The 17,694-nt window shown below is 56.7% G+C and carries 14 protein-coding genes and 1 pseudogene; 1 reads left to right on the top strand and 14 read right to left on the bottom strand.

Features of this window, described 5'->3' with window-relative positions:
* Positions 1-139 precede the first annotated feature (139 nt).
* The 7 genes and pseudogenes from DMG62_01445 to DMG62_01415 form a co-directional block, all read right to left on the bottom strand.
* Positions 140-3,649 carry a glycosyl hydrolase gene (locus DMG62_01445; protein ID PYY24783.1) on the bottom strand — a complete coding sequence of 1,170 codons (3,510 nt, stop codon included), beginning with the start codon at positions 3,647-3,649 and terminating at the stop codon, positions 140-142.
* 141 nt (positions 3,650-3,790) lie between these two features.
* Positions 3,791-5,128, bottom strand: a complete 1,338-nt coding sequence (locus DMG62_01440) for a PAS domain-containing sensor histidine kinase (protein ID PYY24847.1) — start codon at positions 5,126-5,128, stop codon at positions 3,791-3,793.
* Positions 5,129-5,186: 58 nt separating this feature from the next.
* On the bottom strand, positions 5,187-6,590 hold the full coding sequence (locus tag DMG62_01435; GenBank protein PYY24782.1) for a sigma-54-dependent Fis family transcriptional regulator: 1,404 nt from the start codon (positions 6,588-6,590) through the stop codon (positions 5,187-5,189).
* A 191-nt stretch (positions 6,591-6,781) separates the two neighbouring features.
* Positions 6,782-8,626 carry a TolC family protein gene (locus DMG62_01430; GenBank protein PYY24846.1) on the bottom strand — a complete coding sequence of 615 codons (1,845 nt, stop codon included), beginning with the start codon at positions 8,624-8,626 and terminating at the stop codon, positions 6,782-6,784.
* Positions 8,627-8,884: 258 nt separating this feature from the next.
* Positions 8,885-9,589 (bottom strand): phosphonate ABC transporter ATP-binding protein, encoded by a 705-nt coding sequence (locus tag DMG62_01425; protein PYY24781.1) that lies wholly within the window; start codon positions 9,587-9,589, stop codon positions 8,885-8,887.
* Positions 9,590-9,903: 314 nt separating this feature from the next.
* On the bottom strand, positions 9,904-10,239 hold the full coding sequence (locus tag DMG62_01420; protein ID PYY24780.1) for a hypothetical protein: 336 nt from the start codon (positions 10,237-10,239) through the stop codon (positions 9,904-9,906).
* Between the two features lie 22 nt (positions 10,240-10,261).
* A pseudogene (locus DMG62_01415) lies at positions 10,262-10,693 on the bottom strand (hypothetical protein).
* A gap of 118 nt (positions 10,694-10,811) precedes the next feature.
* On the opposite strand from DMG62_01415, the gene DMG62_01410 reads away from it, so the two are divergent.
* Positions 10,812-11,489, top strand: coding sequence for an RNA polymerase sigma factor (locus DMG62_01410; GenBank protein PYY24779.1), 678 nt, complete (start codon positions 10,812-10,814; stop codon positions 11,487-11,489).
* Positions 11,490-11,611: 122 nt separating this feature from the next.
* On the opposite strand, the gene DMG62_01405 is transcribed toward DMG62_01410, so the two are convergent.
* The 7 genes from DMG62_01405 to DMG62_01375 all read right to left on the bottom strand — a co-directional run bounded on the left by DMG62_01405 (position 11,612) and on the right by DMG62_01375 (position 17,603).
* The gene (locus DMG62_01405; GenBank protein ID PYY24778.1) at positions 11,612-12,262 is read right to left on the bottom strand and encodes an alpha/beta hydrolase; all 651 of its coding nucleotides are present in this window, start codon (positions 12,260-12,262) and stop codon (positions 11,612-11,614) included.
* A 447-nt stretch (positions 12,263-12,709) separates the two neighbouring features.
* Positions 12,710-13,840 (bottom strand): DNA polymerase III subunit delta, encoded by a 1,131-nt coding sequence (holA, locus tag DMG62_01400; GenBank protein PYY24777.1) that lies wholly within the window; start codon positions 13,838-13,840, stop codon positions 12,710-12,712.
* The gene (locus DMG62_01395; GenBank protein ID PYY24776.1) at positions 13,840-14,598 is read right to left on the bottom strand and encodes a hypothetical protein; all 759 of its coding nucleotides are present in this window, start codon (positions 14,596-14,598) and stop codon (positions 13,840-13,842) included. The genes holA and DMG62_01395 overlap by 1 nt, the downstream gene beginning before the upstream one ends.
* Complete coding sequence (locus DMG62_01390; GenBank protein PYY24775.1) at positions 14,550-15,611, bottom strand: segregation protein B; 1,062 nt, start codon at positions 15,609-15,611, stop codon at positions 14,550-14,552. Before DMG62_01390 ends, DMG62_01395 begins: the two co-directional genes overlap by 49 nt.
* Positions 15,608-16,420 (bottom strand): CDP-diacylglycerol--serine O-phosphatidyltransferase, encoded by an 813-nt coding sequence (gene pssA, locus DMG62_01385; GenBank protein PYY24845.1) that lies wholly within the window; start codon positions 16,418-16,420, stop codon positions 15,608-15,610. The genes DMG62_01390 and pssA overlap by 4 nt, the downstream gene beginning before the upstream one ends.
* Before the next feature lie 65 nt (positions 16,421-16,485).
* Entirely contained in the window at positions 16,486-17,118 is a 633-nt protein-coding gene (locus tag DMG62_01380) for a phosphatidylserine decarboxylase family protein (GenBank protein ID PYY24844.1), read from the bottom strand.
* 221 nt (positions 17,119-17,339) lie between these two features.
* Complete coding sequence (locus DMG62_01375; GenBank protein PYY24774.1) at positions 17,340-17,603, bottom strand: DUF465 domain-containing protein; 264 nt, start codon at positions 17,601-17,603, stop codon at positions 17,340-17,342.
* Positions 17,604-17,694: the final 91 nt, after the last annotated feature.

Raw genomic sequence — 17,694 nt, 5'->3', positions numbered from 1 at the left:
TCCTGCTTTGGTTGAAACCTGCCGGCATGCAGCAGCGTTGCCGACGAAATCAGCAGGACGAGGCTCAGACGCAATTTGGGGGTGGTCACGTGCGCCCTCTTCTTTGCAAGACTAATACTCCAATAGTTTCACAAAGGTTTCATCTTTTTTCTTCCAGTTGGTCCCCATTCGGGCCGGACGTGGCACCAGTTGGTGCCGCAGCGGAGCTCTCGAGAATGATGGTGGGAACATCCTGCTGGCGCACCAGCTGATTGAACGCTGCGATGTCGTTCTTTACGACCTGGTCCCAGCGCGCAACCCACTCATCGCTGCGCTGTTTCAGCATGTCGAAGACCTGGTACGCCTGAGTGGTGGGTGCTGTGTCTGTCGAGGAAATCGATCCCGCCAGCGCTACAAGTTCGTTATTGAGCCGAATGGGGTAGTTCAGCACGTCCTGCGAGCTCTTGGCCTTTGATTGAATCAGCGCGTCCTGAATTGGATCGATGGTCCGCTGTAACTTCTTGCCTGCGTCACGGACGGTCTTGCCGTGGTCGTCTCTCGGCAAGCGCTTGTCGAGATCCTCCATTTGCCTCTTTACACTGTTCATCTGGTTAATGGCTTGGTCGACCTTACTGACTTGATCGCGAATCTGGAGTAGCAAATCGAATTGCTTTTGCAGATCGGCCTGCGTGACCTGCAGCCGCGGGTTGGACTTGAGCTCGAGAGGTTGCGTGTAGCTCTTGCCGTGGACGGTCAGTCGAGCCTGGTAATTCCCCGGAACTGCCATGGGACCAGAATTGCTTCCGCCCCACAGAATCGCGCCGGGAACTTTGGTGGAGTCCTCGTAACGCAGGTTCCACACGAATCGGTTAAGTCCAGCATTGCCCGTCGGATTCGGCTGAGCCTGGCGAGAAAATCCTTCTCCGGCCTCCTCGCTCTGAGCTTCAGTCACCGTAGGCTGCTTCGCCGGGTAAGTGCGAATTACTTTTCCGCCGGCATCGAGGATCTCAACGGTGACATGCTCCTCTCTCGGCTTGGGCGCGGGCACTTCGCGCGTGGCCTCCTGCTTCTGGGCCTCCACTTTTGCTCCGGCCGGAGCGTTTGTTTGTGGCGTTCCAGGCTCTTTGGCGGCGGTTGCCTCTTGCGTAGCCGTCGGCGTTGCTTCCGATGAAGATGGTTGTCCCGCCCTGGCTTCGTCAGACTCTTCCGGGCCTAGTGCTGTCTTAAGCGTGTAGTAAATGATCGCGCCGTTTGGTGGGTTCTGTCCGATTGCGCCACCACGTCCTCCGCCGCCACCGCCGAAGACTCCGCCTGAGTAGCGATACGCAGTGAACGGCTTATAAAAGTTCACATCGGCATTTGGCAGGTCAGCCTTGTAGTCGCGAAGCGGCGTGATATCGTCGAGCACCCAGAAAGCGCGGCCATGCGTGGCGACCACAAGATCGCGGTTCGTGACTGCCAGATCGCGCATCGAGCTCATCGGCAGGTTGCGCTGCAGAGACCGCCAGTGAGCGCCGTCATCGAACGAGACGTATACACCGATCTCAGTTGCAGCATACAGCAATCCTTCCCGTTTCGGATCCTCGCGGATGGCTCGCACCGTGGCTCCTGCCGGCAGATCGCCATTGGCTCGCTTCCACGTCTTTCCGAAGTCGGTAGTCTTGAATGCGTAAGGCGCCCAGTCGTCCGATTCATGACGATCGACCGACACGTACGCCGTTCCGGCATTGAAATGCCCAGCTTCAATCAGACTGATGCGGCTGTAGTGCAGAATTGGTCCGCCGCCGGAATCGGGAAGATCTTTCGGACTTACATTCGCCCAGTTCTTTCCTCCGTCGGTTGTGATGTGAACCAGACCATCGTCGCTTCCCGCCCAGATTGCTCCTGCCTGCAATGGAGACTCGGCAATCGTAAATACGGTGCCATAGTACTCAGCGCTCGTGTTGTCCTGGGTGATAGGACCACCGGACGATTGCTGCGTGCGCTTGTCGTTACGGGTGAGGTCGGGACTGATCTCCTGCCAGTGATAGCCACGATCGCTTGTCTTCAGCACGACCTGAGCGCCGTGGTAAATCACGTTGGGATCGTGGGGAGAGATCACGATTGGCGCCGTCCACTGGAAGCGATACTTGAGATCCACGTCACCATGGCCCATGGGATTCAGCGGCCAGGCATTCATCTCGCGCTCGATGCCTAGTTCCTTATTAAATTCCGTGATGCTGCCGTCATAGCAGCCTGCATACACGATATTGGCATCTTTTGGATAGGGAGCGATGTATCCACTTTCGCATCCGCCAACTGGGTTCCAGTCAGTACGGTCAATCCCAAAATGGTTCGTGGCGCTGGCGATGCCGACCGACGTGTTGTCCTGCTGTGCGCCGTAGATTCGATAGGGAGACTGATTGTCGACTATTACATGATAGAACTGCGCCGTTGGCTGGTTGTCCTGCGAAGTCCAGTGCAGGCCGCCATCCGTGCTGATATCGGCTCCGCCGTCGTTTGAGTTAATCAGACGCTTGGGATTTGTAGGATCGATCCATAATCCATGGTTGTCGCCGTGCGGAGTGGAGAGCGCCGTGAAAATCTTACCGCCATCAATCGAGCGATACGATCCAGTATTGAGAATGTACACAACGTCGGGGTTCTTTGGATCCGTGAAGAGATGTGTGTAATACCAGGCGCGCTGGCGAAAGCGATGATCGTCGTTAACCAGGCGCCAGTGCTCGCCACCATCGTCAGATCGATAGAGTCCGCCTTTGTCATTTTCGATCAACGCGTACACGCGATTCGGCTCTGCTGAGACAGCAACGCCAATTCTGCCAATGACTCCCGTGGGAAACCCGTTGCCGTTGATCTGCTGCCATGTAGTGCCGCCATCGGCTGAGCGATAGAGACCGCTTCCTGGGCCGCCGCTCACCATGGAGTAAGGAGTCCGGTACGCCTGCCACAGCGCGGCAAAAAGAATGTTGGGGTTTGAGGGATCGAAGACTACGTCGATCGCTCCGGTCTGATCGTCCTTATAAAGAACCTTCTGCCAAGTCTTGCCGCCATCAGTCGAGCGAAAGACCCCTCGTTCCGTGTTGTGTCCATAAGCATGACCGAGAGCCGCAACGAAAACGATATCGGGATTTTTTGGGTGAACGGCGAGGCGGCCGATGTGGCGAGTGTCCTCCAGACCGATCGCGTGCCATGTCTTGCCCGCATCAGTGCTCTTGTACATGCCATTGCCTTGCAGGATGTTGTTGCGGATGCAGGCTTCTCCAGTGCCGACATAGATCACATTTGGGTCCGATTCAGCTACCGCGATCGCTCCTATGGACGAAAACTTTTCCTTGTCCGACATGGGAATCCAATTCAGTCCGCCGTCGGTCGTCTTCCATACGCCACCACCCACTCCGCCAAAGTAGTAGGTATTAGGCTCGCCCACTACGCCAGAAACCGCGAGCACGCGTCCGCCCCGAAACGGGCCGACCAACCGCCACGTGAGCCCCTTGAATAACGGGTCCTCCTCCTTCCTCCCCTGTTCCATAGGAGAGGAGGGAGCAGCCGACACCGACGGTGCAGGAGCATTCTTCTTTTTCGAAGACTTTTGAGCGGTGAGGAAGGAAGTCAGGAGAACTAGAAGGCAAGAAATAAGGCACAACTGGCGTAGAACGAGGCTCATCAGCATGGCTCCGAGCAATGAATTGAAACGGAATATGCTAAGGCTTCGCCGGGAAAAGGGAAAGGGCGGTGGTATTGTGGGAGAATTTGAGGCCCATCATCCTCGTAGAGATGTCCCCGCGGCGGACTGCGCTCCACCATGATGCCGTTATTGCAAGGTCGTGTGAGAATCCAGCGGCAGACGCAACGTAGCCTGGCAGCCGCGCACGTCTTTACGATTTTCGAGCGCTAAGGTGCCGCCATGTGCTTCGGCGATCTGCCGGCTCAGCACCAAGCCAATGCCGCTACCGCCTGATTTGGTGGTGAAGAAAGGCACGAACAGATTATTGCTGTTTAAGAGTCCGGGCCCTTGGTCACGAATAAAGACCTCGATGGCGGTTCCATTCAGCGCCCAGCCAATTTGCACCGAACCCGGAGTTCGGATCGAAGGATCGAGAGAAGCATCGACCGCGTTTCTGACTACGTTAATAAGCAACTGCTCGAGCTGATCGGGATCGCCATCGACTGTGATCTCGTCTCCTGCCACTACTTCAACCGGCAATCTAGCTTCGACTCCGGCGGCATGGCGCACCAGTGATCCAATTTGAACTTTGCTGAAGGTCGGAGCAGGAAGTCGCGCAAGCTTCGTATATGCCTGCATGAATCGGCTCAGCGCATCGGCTCGGCTCTCGATTACTTCAAGACCGCGCTCCACATCCTGATTCCAATCCTCCGGCCGATTGGAACGCGACGCCAGCGAGCGCAATGTGCCTGCGATGGACTTGATAGGCGCAAGCGAGTTGTTCAGCTCATGCCCGAGTACGCGGATCAACCGTTGCCAAGCTTGCCGTTCTTCTTCACGCAGAGCACGGCTGAGATCAGAGATCAGCAGCAGTTGGTGGGGCACGCCGCGTTCGCGAAACGAAGTTTGCTGAATCGCCCAGCGACCTTCCCGTCCTGGGAAGCTCATACGCACAGTGCGCCCACCGGCCTGGGCCAGAAGGCTGTCGAGTTTCAAGTCATGAGCGCTGCGCCCAACCATGCGTTCCTGAGTTATGCCCATGAGTTGCTCGCCGGCGCGGTTTACGATGCGGAGGCGCTGCTGCGGATCGAAAGTAAAGACCGCCACATCGATCTCCATCAACACCTTCTTCAGCAGCGCGACCGCCTCCATCGACCCCAGACGTTGGCCCTGAAGCGTATCCGAAAGGGCATTGATCTCAAGAACCAGTTCGCCAAGAGCATCGTTGCGACTGGCACGCCGCGCACGGAAGGAAAAGTCTTCTTCTCGCAGTGCGGCGACCATGTTGGAAAGCGTTTGTAATGGGCGGATCACCTGGCCGCGCAAGGCGAAAGCGCCAATCAGCCAGGCGAGTACAAGGAAGAACGTGAGAGTCCACTGCGTCTGGGAAGAAAAGCTGCCGAGCCACAGCATCAGCTCGCAAACGCTCAGAGGAAACAGACCTGCGAGAAGCGCGTAGAGCACAAACCGCCTCTCGAAGCTCATCTTTTTTTTCTTTTTGCGCTGAGAAGATGTCGCTACGGTATGCCCGAAGATGTCGAGCTCAGAGGCCATATTTCTGGATGCGGCGATAGAGCGCGCTCCGGCTCAATCCCAGCGCTTCGGCGGCGTGACTGATGTTTCCGGAGTAGCGCGAAAGCATCTTCCGAATGAGCAGCGATTCTACTTCTTCCAGACTCATCTCTTCGATCGAGCTTGTGCTCTCGCGCTTATCGCTCAATCCCAGATCGCTTGGACGTATCGATTCGCCCTGGGATAGCAGAACTGCGCGCTCAAGCGAGTGATCGAGTTCGCGCACATTCCCAGGCCAGAAGTACTCAAGCATTTTCTGCATCGCAGCAGGATCGAAACGAAACACCTGCTTGCGGTATCGCTGCGCGTACGCCTTGAGGAAGTGCTGTGCCAGAAGAGGAATGTCCTCGCGGCGCTCACGCAGAGGCGGCAGATGGATTTCGATGGTGTTGAGCCGGAAAAGCAAGTCGGCGCGGAAATTTCCCTTCGTGCTCTCGACCTTTAAGTCGGCATTCGTTGCTGAGAGCACGCGGGCATCGACGTTCTTGGTTTTCGACGAGCCGACTCGCTCTATCTCACCGGTTTCGAGGACGCGCAGCAGCTTGGCCTGCTGCTTGAGAGGCACGTTCGCGATTTCATCCAGGAAAATAGTGCCCTTGTCTGCTAGTTCGAAGCGGCCAATACGGTCGGTGCGCGCATCGGTGAAGGCGCCCTTCACGTGTCCGAAAAGTTCGCTTTCGAATGTTCCTTCAGGCAGACCGCCGGTATTGACGGTCACCATCGGCCGCGAAGAACGTCCAGACAGCATGTGCAAAGTACGCGCAACGACTTCCTTGCCGGTGCCGTGCTCGCCGGTGATGAGCACGTTGGCGTCGCTCGGACCGATACGCGCTACCAACTCCAGCACCGGCTGCATGACCTTCGACTCAGCAATGAAAGTAGGCCGGCCTTGCGCCTGCAGCAGGCGATTCTCTGCCTCGAGGTGTTGTGCCCGCTTCAACGCATGGCTGAGTTCGACCTGGGTACGCAGAATGCTTACGAGTCGCTCGTTTTCCCAGGGTTTCTGGATAAAATCGCGAGCGCCGCGGCGCATGGCTTCCACGGCGATGTTAACGCTGCCCCAAGCGGTCATGACGATCACCGGCAGCGTGCTGTCCAGCGCCTGGATTTTCGAGAGCAGCGCTAGGCCTTCTTCGCCCGAGGTTGTGTCGCGACTGTAGTTCAGGTCGATCAGCAAGATGTCGAATTCTTCGGAGGCGAGTTCCTCCATTACCGCTTCAGGGGAAGCGACGGTATCGATGCGATAGCCTTCGCCTTTCAGTAGGAGGCGAAGCGCCTCGCGCACGTCGGCTTGATCGTCTGCGACGAGGATTCGCGGAACCGGGGGGGCGCTCGTCTTTGTGATCTCACGCGGTTCCACGCTGCTGATGGGCATTACTCCTCCAAAGATTCAATCCCTATTCCACTGACTAGCACATTGAGACCTGTCAGTCCGATGTGCCTTACATCTTCCAGGCGCCCTCGGCCGGCACACAGCTTCAGCCACCAACAATGCGCCCAAGCACGAGAAATTAGTGTTGCAGCCCTCCGACCAGGGCGCCGGAACCACGTAAGCAAAGTCCCTGCCTACTCCTGCGCGTTCGCCGGCGTGATTCCTGTCATGTGCGGCAGCGCATGTACGTTGCCGGTTTCTGCGTCGTCGATGCTGATGCCGTTATTTACAAGCGTAGCACCGATAGCACGATCGAGTTCCACGCGAGCCTTGGCATAAGCCGTCGTCGCTGTCACCAGATTCGATTCGGCCACTGCGAGATCACGGCCTATTTGCAATACCTGCAGGCTGGTGGAAGCTCCGAGTGCCAACTTCTTTTGCTCGATATCCAGCGTGCGCTGCGCGACGTCCCCTCCCTTTCGCGCCGAGACCACGCGGGCGCGGTACTGCATTACCGCAAACTGTGCGTTGCGGACCTCGATGCCCACCTGATTCTGAAGCTGCTGCAGGTGAAGCTCTGCCTGTCCATATTCCAATTCGGAGCGGACCTGGTCGGCTTGCGCAACTCGATTGCGCAGTGGAATGTTAAGCGAGAATCCGACCGAGTAATCCGGGGAGCTGCCATTGAAAGTGCGTGAAAAGACATCGCCAAAGCCGGTCACCGGCAGCCCAGCGTTGGATGACAGGTTCGGATTTGGAACGCCGGCCAGGCCGGACCCGCCATAGAACGCCACAAAGTCAAGAGACGGCAGCAGGTTGTTCTTCGCCGCCTTGCGCGATATCTGGCGGTTCGTCATGTCGATTCGCGATTCCGCCAGCTCAGGACGATGTGAAAGCGCCTCGCTGATCAAGTCCTGTGTGGGCACTACTGGTTCGTTTTCGGGAACTACGATCGTGTCAGTCGGAACTATGGCCGCGGATGCTACTTCGGCATCGCTCAGGTTGCGCGTGATCGCGTTCTTCATCAGAAGTTCCTGCAGTTGAAGATTGGTTTGCGAGATGATCAGATCCTGATTACTGGAGTCGACAACGGCTTCATCGCGAGTAACTTCGATTGGCGCGATGGCCAAAAGCTCCACCTGCTTCTTGTCATCTTCAAGTGTTTTCTGAGCCAGAGATAGCGAACGCTGCTTCACCTTCACGTCTTCCACGGCATTCACCAAATCCCAGTAGATATTTTGGATCTGCGTGGTGGTGGCGATCACCTGATTGCGAAATGCGATATCCGTAACTTCACGATTATTTCTTGCAATGCGCAGGAAGCGCAGGTTCGGTCCGAGTCCGAACCCGGAGAGCAGACGCTGCGTAAGGGTGAAGCGGAAAGTTGAATTGAGCGCAGGCACCAGCTCAGTGAAGCGTCCATTGGTGGTTTGGCGACTGTTCTGCATTCCGAAATCAAATGCAGTCCCCGTCGGGAATGCCTGCTGAAAACTTAAATTGGCATTCGCGGTGTTCTGTTGCACAGAGGGGACGCCGAAGGTTACTTGATTTGCAATCGGGAAGACCCCGTGTTCGACATTGAAGTTCGTCGTGATCTGCGGATCGTAGGAGCTCACTGGTGCGCCCGCTCCGATTGTGGATTGCACCAGTCCGCCAGCGCCGCTTCCGGCGCCACCTGCACCGCCTGAGGTCCCGCCAGCGCCTGCGCCAGGAGCACCGCTGCCGAATCCGCCAATACCACCGCCAGGTGTGCCTTGCACCAGACCACTGGCTACTCCGCGAACACTCGCTCCCGCTTTGGTACGCAGGACGTCGGTATCGGCAATATCGAGGTTATAGCGAGCAATTGCCAAGTCGAGGTTGTTCTCGAGGGCCAGCGCAACGGCGTCGTTGAGTGAGAGCACGAGCTTGCCATCTTTGATCAGCTGATTAATGCGGGCGGAATTCGAGAGACGCGGCGAGCGCAGAGTACGCCCCTCGTATGGCGCCAGCATGTTGGGGAAGGACTTGCGAGACTTCGAGAAGTCGATCTTGCCCATAACCTCTGAGTCGGTCGGCCGCTGCGACGGCGTGGCCGCAGGTTGTGCCGATGCTGCGCTAGGTGCACTTTGATCGTTCTGCTGCGCGGTGGCGGCCAGTTGCGCCGCACGGTTGTCCTGCGCTGCCGCACTCCCTAGAGTAACTGCGGCAAGGCACAACGACGCGAAAACTCTAAGCTGCGATTGAAGAAAACACCTATACATCGGCTTCAAGGCTCCTTTTCGTCCTTGGATCAACTCTGATTTGTCGAGAAACTCTTATGTCGCCAAGGCGTGCCCGGCTTCCACTGGACGCGCCGTGTCTCCTACGATCCATCCATCAAGCAGCTTGATCGTGCGATTCCCGTAAGCCGCGTTCCCCTCGGAGTGAGTTACTTGGATGATCGTCGTTCCAGCCTCGTTGAGCTGCCGGAAGAGCTCCATGATTTCCTTCGCTTGGTCGCTATGAAGATTGCCCGTCGGTTCGTCGGCAAGGATCAATTTGGGCTTGTTGATCACCGCGCGAGCGACGCCGACCAATTGCTGCTGTCCGCCCGACAACTGATTGGGATAGAGATCTTTTTTCCCGACGATGTTGAAGCGATCCAGCGTGTCGCACACCATGCTGGTGCGCTCAGATTTCTTGATATCTTTGTAAGAAAGCGGAAGATCGAGATTCTCGGCCACCGTGAGATTGTCGAGCAGGTGGTAGCTCTGGAAGACGAAGCCAATGTTTTTCTTGTTCAGCTCCGAACGCTGCTTGCGGTTCATTTTGTGTACGGCTTCGCCAGCAAAGTAGTATTCCCCCGTCCATTGATCGTCGAGCATCCCAAGGATGCTCATGAGCGTGGTTTTGCCCGCGCCCGAGGGGCCCATGATGGTCACAAACTCGCCTTGCCCTACGTCGAGGTTGATCCGCCGCAACAGCCAGATCGTTCCTGCCGGCGACTTGATCGTTTTCTCTATACCGCGTAACTCAATCATTTTTCGGATCCTGAAACCTTGCCTTCAGGAGAGAAATGGCACGTCCGATTCCGAAACGAAGCAACAGGCAACAGGATGATTCGGCAGTGCTTAAGGCCTAAATAGTGACGTGCAGCAAACCCTGCGTGTTCGAGGCCGCGAAGAGGTGTCCGAAAATGAACAGTGGCAAGGGCGGAAGGATGTCTTACGGAGCGCCTGGGCGTACTCGGCGCCCGGTACGGTTAGGTCCGGCAAAACCGTACGGTAACTCCTAAATGCTCTGGAACGCCGGACGTGGGTGCCGGGCACTCCGTTCTGATGGGAGTCTCACAGAATTACAGAAGCTTGAGCGACGTGACCTTCAACGTATCACCCTTGAGATCGCCGCTTACATCAACACGCAGATGCGCGTTCTTGTCGGACTTCTTGAGAGCATCGACAACAAGAGAGTTCCCCTTCGAATCGAACTTCAGGAATTTATGGTCGCTGGTCATGATCCCAAAGCCGCTCTTCTGGCACTGAAGCGCACATTCGCGAGTGTGCGCGTCCGGATCTTTGGCGGCGATCCTTGCGCAGGAGACATCAAGCACGGGAGCATCGTTAAATGTTTCGGCAGCAGCCACGGCTACGAAACTGGCCATGATGGCGGTCACCAATAAGAATTTATGCATTAAGTATTCTCCGTTTCCAGATTTATGCAGTAGCTCTCAAAGTTGGACTAGATTCTCGCACCGCGATTGTATCCTCTCGCAGTGCCGAAAGCTGCGATAAGGCGAACGCAGCCACCGCCAACCCGAGATCGCGCATCGCCAGATCGAAGAACATGCCGGTTGTCACAAGATTGATGGAGATACCGAGCAACCAGAGCATCACGACGTAGTTGCCAACTTTCATGTGCCGGCTAAGAACGAGGCTCCCGGCGATGATCTCAATCACTCCGACGGCGTGCATGATGTCGTATTGCTCACGCGCACGACTTTCGTAGCCAACGGGCTCAGGTACATTCCCCAATCGACGATTTTGTTGAAGAACGTCGAGTCCAACGATGATCGGCCCCGCCCCCAGACCAATTCGTAGCGCCCACCAAGCGGCACTTAATCTGTTATCAAACTTCGTTTCATCCACTTGCTTCCTACTCCGAATTGAGCGAAAAGGAGGCCAACGGTTACAGCTCGGCCAGCGGTTTGCATCTAGAGCTCTGAAATCCTGTAACCTAATCTCCTCGCGAGACTCTATTTGAGTGATGGCGATTCCTGCAATTCTTGAACAGACGAAGATGGAGGCTTGGAGCGACCAGGAAATCGTCTCCCGCGTTCTGGCCGGTGAGACTGCGCTCTATGAGCTGATCATGCGGCGCTACAACCAGCGCCTATACCGTGCAGTGAGGGCCATCCTGCGCGACGAGAATGAGACCGAAGACGTTATGCAGGATGCCTACGTTCGCGCTTATCAGCACTTGAACCAGTTTGCCGGACGTTCGCAGTTTTCTACATGGCTTACGAGGATCGCCGTCCACGAGGCGTTCGCCCGTCTGCGCCAACGTGGACACATGACTCAACTTGACGAAGTTTCTCTGGAGGCGGATACGAGCATACTTTACTCCAAATCCGAAAATCCCGAACAGTACGCCTCTAAGGCGGAACTCGGAAAGCTGCTGGAGGAAGCGATCCTGAACCTGCCGGAGCAGTTTCGCTCGGTCGTTATGCTCCGAGACGTCGAGGAGATGTGCACAGCCGAAACTGCGGATGCCCTGGAGATTTCGCAGGAGAACGTGAAGACTCGCCTGCATCGCGGACATGCTCTACTGCGTAAGGAACTGCTTGCCCGCGTGTCGTCGAATGCGAGCAGCGCATTTCCCTTCATGGGAGAGCGATGTGATCGTGTTGTTGTGAGCGTGCTGCAGCGAATCAACGCGCTGTGAGCGCATGTAGTGGCGGCGGGAGCCGCTGGGTCAGTCCGTCCAATTCAGCATCACGTCTCCAGCCCGGCGCACGCCTACGCAGCGGCAACCGCCACCGGTACTGCCAATCCTGCACTCGCGAGCTAAGGAAAGAACTCCCGAAACTTTGCCAGGATGCTGCTAGCGAGGCGCTCCCGATTGAACTTCGTCAGCAATTCATGGCCAGCGCCTTCGATCGGCAAGAGTTCAGTCTGGCCTGGAATTAGACCCAACGCCGACTTCATCTCTTGAATCGATCCAAATGGATCCCGCGTTCCATGTACGAACAGCGCTCGTGTGTACAACTTGGGAAAGTGCGCAGTTCGCAGTTGTTCCGGCTTGCGCGGCGGATGCAGCGGATAAGAGAGCAACAAAAGACCATCCAGCAACGAAGGCTGATGAGCGCAAAGCGTAGTTGCCATACGTCCGCCGTAAGAGTGTCCGGCGAGAAAGATGCGGCTGTTGATCTGCTCGCGCAATACCTGAACCGCACGCTGAAGTCCTGCTTGATCCCTCTCAGCGCTGGCCATCGGCGGCCCATGTGGGCGCGCCTGGCGAAAGGGGAGATCGCACCGGAGAACCATCAGGCCCGTGGTGCAGAGCGCAGCAGCGAGTGCCACCAGCAATGGTGAGTTGCAATTCCCTCCCGCGCTGTGAGTGAGCACCAGACCAGCATCAATGCGTTCCTTTGGCTGATGGAGGAAGCCACGGACAGCTGGTTGGTTCGGCGACTGATCCAGAAACGGCTCTGGCATAGACCTATAGCTTCGCATGAGTACGTCTTTTGTTTCTAGAACAACGGACGACGCAAATATTTTTCCCATCAGTCGTAAGCTCTTGAGCAGATTAAACCGAAAAAGTCGTAGAACAACGGATGAACCTTGCCTTTTCTTTATCACTTGCGCCATCATGCAGAGGTGCGTGCGAATTCCAGTTTGGGAATTGCTTTGGCGAGGAGGCAAAAACCGTCGGCAAATCGACGGTTCATTTTGCAGGCCTTTGACCTCGATGATTCCCGAGCAATCCCCGGAGGCGCCGGGGATTTCGGGGGATTATCCCCGAAATGCTGGGGATCCGGCCGGGGATTGATCCCCGAACTTCCGGGGATATGTCGGGGATCTCGTCCCCTAACTTCTTTAAATTTAGGGATCACAAAAAAAACGAACTTTTAGTAGAGACGCAGCATGCTGTGTCTCTACTACTCAGAGGGCCAGTTCTTCCTGAGTCCACCGGGGTCCCGCGGGCGAGGTCTCGGCGCAGAGGTCGATGACGAGCTTCTCAAGCACTAGCCGTTTGCTGGGAGGATTGGAGCGCAGAGCCAGATCAGCGCGGGCGAGCAGTCGCAGCGCAGCCATGAGTTCCCGGCGTGACTTGTAGCGGCGAGCTTGGCGAATTATGTCCTCGGCAGCAAAGGGAGGCACGCGGAAGCCTTGCCATAGCGCCTGCCAGATCGCGCGCGAATCGCGGACGTTCTTCTCCAGGATTACGAGCATCTGGCGGAAGGTACGCGCCAGCATGTATATGTGTCCAATCGCCGCCTCTTCTCCTTCTTCGCCGGCGAGGAGCGCATCCAGCACGGAGAGCGCGCGAACACGGTCCTTGGAGGAGATCGCGTCGGTGAGTTCGTAAAGGGAACGCTGCTTGGCGGCGAGCACCATGGTTTCCACGTCGCCGATGCTGATTCGTTTCTTCTGCCCAACGAACAGGATCAGCTTCTCGAGTTCGTTGCTGACCAGCATCATGTCAGCGCCGAGCGCATCGACCAGCTCTCGCGCGGCTTCAGCATCTGCTTTCACTCCCTCTTTCGCCGCGTGTTCAATCACCCAGCGCATGCCATCGCTTTCGTCAACGCGCGACAGCTCGATTATCGTGCAGTACTCTCCCAGAGTTTCGCGGATGCGCTCGTAGCGTTCCTTGTCCTGCATCTCCATCCGGCGGGCATCGGCGGAAATGCTGATGTGGTCGGCGACAAAAATCAGCACTGCCGCGGGATTGGGGTTGCGGCAATACTCCTCGATTGCGGCGAACTCCTCGTGATGTGATCCACGCCCATAAAGGGCTTTCACGCTGCGAATGAAGAAGACCTGAAACGGCGCCATCAGCGAAGGCGTGCGCGCCAAGTCGAGGATTTCGGCAAGGCTGGTTTGCGTGAGATCGAGATCGTGGAGGCTGAAGTCACGAAGTTCGGGCGTAACCAGATGCTGAAGCAGAGCGGCGCGGCATCGGTCGCGAAAGAACACTTCGTCGCCAACGAGTACATAGGCTGCCTTCAAATTGCGCGCCGAGACCTCCGAAACGAAGCGCTCTGTGACAGTAAAGCTGCGGCCTGACATCAGAAGCCCTCCAGGATTTCGGCGACCAGGGTGCGCGCAAAATCGCGCGAGAGACGGTCGACCGCGGGAGGGCTTTCGTCGAAGAAGCTGGTGACCTCACGAGTCACCTGGTACTGCTCGCGAAACTGGTAGTTGGGATTCTCGAAGAGCGTTTTGCCGTGCTTGTCGACGAGCTTGACGCTCATGTTGATTTGAACAATAGCGCTCGATTGTCTCCCAGTTTGGGAATCGTACGTAAGAGGGTAGATGTTCGTAGTGACGACTGTGCCGTGAAGCACGGCATCCGAAGTGCCATCATCTTTCGTTTCGATTTTGTAAGGACTACGACTCGTGAATTCGCGAACCACAGCTTCGGTCAATACTTGCTCGGCGCGATAACTGCTTGTTTTGTTGATGAAAATGGGTACGGCGATGATGTCGATACCGGACGGGAGTTTGACTTGCGAGTGGCTCGACGAGTGATAGCCGCAGGCGCTAAGGAAGAAGGACATGAGGAGTAGAGCACCAATAAAGCTCACTCCACTGAATACTGTCATCCCTGGCGCGCGCTTTTCGCGCCCGGGCTCTGCTGTTTTGTGAGTTGGGCCATGCGCAAAAGATGATAGAGACGCAGCATGCTGCGTCTCCACCAAGCTGTTCGGTGCTTCTAGCGCTGCGTGCAGCCCAGAACTCGTCGCAAAGACGCAATATGCTGCATCTTTACCAAGTTTCACTGTACCTTCCCCAAAGGTCGCATCGTGCTCAACGTCGCCGCGCATTCCACCGCGCTGATCGCAGCAATCTTCAAGTTGTCAGCCGCCGCCCAAATCCAGAACCCATTCGCATTGCGGGCGTCCCGGCGCACGGATACAAGTACGTTTCCTTGTCCGGCTGCGTTTACGTTGCTGGGCCCATCTTCTGCTGGATCGACGATCGTCACGTGCTCCCCAGCCAACGCCGTGGCGAGTGCCGACGCCTTGATCTCGCCGTCAAACTGAATGTAGACGGAAAACGTGTGTGCGTGGAAGGTAGGAGCCTGCACCAGCATCAGCGAAGGTACCGGCACGCTCTTGCCGACAATGGCCTCGAAGTGCGCGGCAATGCGAGCTTCGATGTTCTTGAGAGAAATCGAAGAGCCTTCTCCGAAGCGGCCAAGCATGTTGAAGGCAACCTGCTCGTCGAAGACTTCCTTTGGTAACGTCGTGAAGGAGAGCAGGTTCACGGTTTGCTGGTGCAGCTCATCCATGCCGCGTTTGCCTTGTTCGGAGACCGGCTCGAAGACCGTTGCAGCCACTGTTTGAATGCTGCCTGCGCTCCGCGCTCGCAGCAGCAGCAAAGCCAGAACGCTGGCCGCGGGATGCGCAATCACGACCGCCGTCGTGGTCAGATCCTCATGTCCCGGTTCTCGACCCGATTCACGTTCCAGTTCCTTTTCGATCCACGGTGAACGAGCTGAGACGTTGCGTTCCCCGTAGAGAGCATACGAGAGATCAAGAACCGTGGCGCCTGCCTGAAGTGCGCTCTGCCAATGCCTGCCAGTGAACGCGGCATCTGAGGCAAAAAAAGCGAAGTCGACATTGCGAAAATGCTCCGGATCAGCCGGCTGGATAAACGTCGCCTCATCGCCGATCTGATCGAGTTGTCCCAGAGACTCATCATCATCGAGCAGCTTTACGTCGGCAACGGGGAAGTTCATCTCGTCGAGAACTTCCTTCAGCTCGCGGCCTTTCAGAGTGGCAGCACCGACAATCGCCACACGGAATACATGAGGGACAATGGCGGGACGGTTCATGCCAGATCGACCCCGGATTCAGGTTCGTAGCTCGGAGCGGTAGGGGGCCTTCGCTTCACAGCATAGGCGAAGCGGGCGATGATTCCCGAAACGAGATACAAGAGTCCGAGAGCGAAGAGAACGTACTCCGAGTAATACCAAAGGAGAGCCAGAAAACCGCAGATGACCAGAAAAACCCAGAACGGCTGCCGTGTGCGCAAGTCGATACCCTTGGGACTCCAGAAGCGCCAGGTACTGACCATCAAGTATGAGATCAGCACAAGGAAGACTAGCCACAGCAAGGTCTCCCACCAGCGGTCGATCGGAGCGCCATCACCAAAATGCACCGTCGCGGCGATCATCGCGGCGCCAGCCGGAATCGGCATTCCGACAAAGTATTTGCGGCCGGGCCGTCCAGGATTCTTGGGCTGAGGGTTTTTGCTGATGTTAAAGCGTGCCAGTCGGCTCGCTCCGGCAATCACGAAGAGGAAGGTCACGATTGCGCCGGCCTGGATGATCTTGTGGCGCAGATCGGGCTGCCACAGTTCAGGAATCTGATGGCATCCCCAAATCCAGGCCAAAATGGCGGGAGCGACTCCGAAAGTGATGACGTCCGCAAGCGAGTCCAGTTCACGGCCGAAGTCACTGGTCGTGTTCGTCATGCGCGCGATGCGGCCGTCGAGTCCATCAAAGAGCACGGCAAAACCTATCGCTTTGGCCGCGTTATCGAAGTGGAATGGCGCGCTGGCCGAACCTTGAATCGCTTGTGAGATTGCGTAATAGCCTGCGGCGATGTTTCCGGCGGTAAAGATTGACGGGAGTACGTACATGCCCCGACGCATGCGATGTGGCTGCTGCGGATCGTCTGCCCGTCGAAATGGCCTGCCCAGATTCATCACACCGCTTCCGCCCGGCTCTGACCTGCGCGGAGCACTCCAAGGATAGACGAACCCCCGGCGACGTGGTCCCCCACTTTCACTTGAATGTCCACGGTGTCTTCCAGCACCACGTCCACCCGGGAACCGAACTTGATGAGTCCAACGCGCTGGCCGCGCTCGATCCGGTCGCCAGTTCGAGGATTAAAGATAATTCTGCGCGCAAGTAGCCCAGCGATCTGCTTGAAGACGACCGTCTGGTTATCTCCTTCGACCGTGACAACATTCTGCTCGTTCGTGTCTGACGATCCGGCAGACATCGCATTTCCGAACTTGCCTTTCTGGTAGGAGATGCCCGTGATAGTCCCGGTAATAGGAGATCGGTTCACGTGAACGTCAAATACATTCAGGAAAATGCTGATCCTCTGCTTCCGACCGTCTTCCGGGGCTCCTGAGATCGAGGTGACTTTGCCATCAGCAGGAGAGACGATGATTCCAGGCCCGTCAGGAATGGCACGCTCCGGATCGCGAAAAAACCACAGGAAGAACCCACCCAGCAACAATGGCGGCAAGGCGAGCCAAGAATTGAGGAGACCCAGGAGCAAAGCGGCCACGAGTGCGCCCAGGCCGTAATAGAAGCCGTCACGGACCATAAGGGATTCAATGATTATATCGGGCGAGCGACTGCCAGCGGCGTAGCCTGCTACGTCTCCAGTACGCATTCAAGGCCGACCACACTGTTGTGGTTTCGCAGGCATCGCGCGGGAAACCCAGCAAAACTTGGAGTTCTGGAATTTTAGATTTAGAAGGACCCGAACACACCGATAGCCCTCGCGGCGAGAGAGCTGCTTTCGCGCCGCTCAGCAGCTAGACCTTAAGCCACCTGATGCAACTGACGCTGCTGCTGCTCGATGGATTCCATCTGGTCCTTAAGACGCAGCTTCAGCTTCTTCAGTCTGACTTCTTCCAGTTGTTCTTCTGTGGAGGGATACGGCTTGTGGGTGAGAACTTCGAGGCGTTGACAATAATGTGAGTGTTCCTCGGCCAGCCTACGAAACTCCTCGTGGCTGGCCAAAAGCTCTTCGCGGAGGGATGTTGCCATCCTTGAACCTCCTGGCCAGAACTGCCGACACATCATCTTGGATGTGCCTCAGGACATGAAAAGTAGCACAGTGCCTGAGCTGGTTCAACGATTTTTGCGGAATTATGAACGTACTGGCGAGCTCCCC

This window comes from Acidobacteriota bacterium, from assembly GCA_003225175.1.
Classification (GTDB): domain Bacteria; phylum Acidobacteriota; class Terriglobia; order Terriglobales; family Acidobacteriaceae; genus Gp1-AA112.
Note: the sequence above shows the minus strand (reverse complement) of the source record. Positions and strands in the feature narration are given on the sequence as shown.

Bases quoted from the DNA above. Each gene is read 5' to 3' on its own strand.
- DMG62_01395 (PYY24776.1), bottom strand. From the start codon at position 14,598: ATGCGCGGCGACGTTGAGCACGATGCGACCTTTGGGGAAGGTACAGTG.
- DMG62_01410 (PYY24779.1), top strand. From the start codon at position 10,812: ATGGCGATTCCTGCAATTCTTGAACAGACGAAGATGGAGGCTTGGAGC.
- DMG62_01425 (PYY24781.1), bottom strand. From the start codon at position 9,589: ATGATTGAGTTACGCGGTATAGAGAAAACGATCAAGTCGCCGGCAGGA.
- DMG62_01430 (PYY24846.1), bottom strand. From the start codon at position 8,626: ATGGGCAAGATCGACTTCTCGAAGTCTCGCAAGTCCTTCCCCAACATG.
- DMG62_01435 (PYY24782.1), bottom strand. From the start codon at position 6,590: ATGCCCATCAGCAGCGTGGAACCGCGTGAGATCACAAAGACGAGCGCC.
- holA (PYY24777.1), bottom strand. From the start codon at position 13,840: ATGTCAGGCCGCAGCTTTACTGTCACAGAGCGCTTCGTTTCGGAGGTC.
- pssA (PYY24845.1), bottom strand. From the start codon at position 16,420: ATGTACGTACTCCCGTCAATCTTTACCGCCGGAAACATCGCCGCAGGC.
- DMG62_01375 (PYY24774.1), bottom strand. From the start codon at position 17,603: ATGATGTGTCGGCAGTTCTGGCCAGGAGGTTCAAGGATGGCAACATCC.
- DMG62_01405 (PYY24778.1), bottom strand. From the start codon at position 12,262: ATGCCAGAGCCGTTTCTGGATCAGTCGCCGAACCAACCAGCTGTCCGT.
- DMG62_01440 (PYY24847.1), bottom strand. From the start codon at position 5,128: ATGAGCTTCGAGAGGCGGTTTGTGCTCTACGCGCTTCTCGCAGGTCTG.
- DMG62_01445 (PYY24783.1), bottom strand. From the start codon at position 3,649: ATGCTGATGAGCCTCGTTCTACGCCAGTTGTGCCTTATTTCTTGCCTT.
- DMG62_01420 (PYY24780.1), bottom strand. From the start codon at position 10,239: ATGCATAAATTCTTATTGGTGACCGCCATCATGGCCAGTTTCGTAGCC.
- DMG62_01380 (PYY24844.1), bottom strand. From the start codon at position 17,118: ATGGTCCGTGACGGCTTCTATTACGGCCTGGGCGCACTCGTGGCCGCT.
- DMG62_01390 (PYY24775.1), bottom strand. From the start codon at position 15,611: ATGAACCGTCCCGCCATTGTCCCTCATGTATTCCGTGTGGCGATTGTC.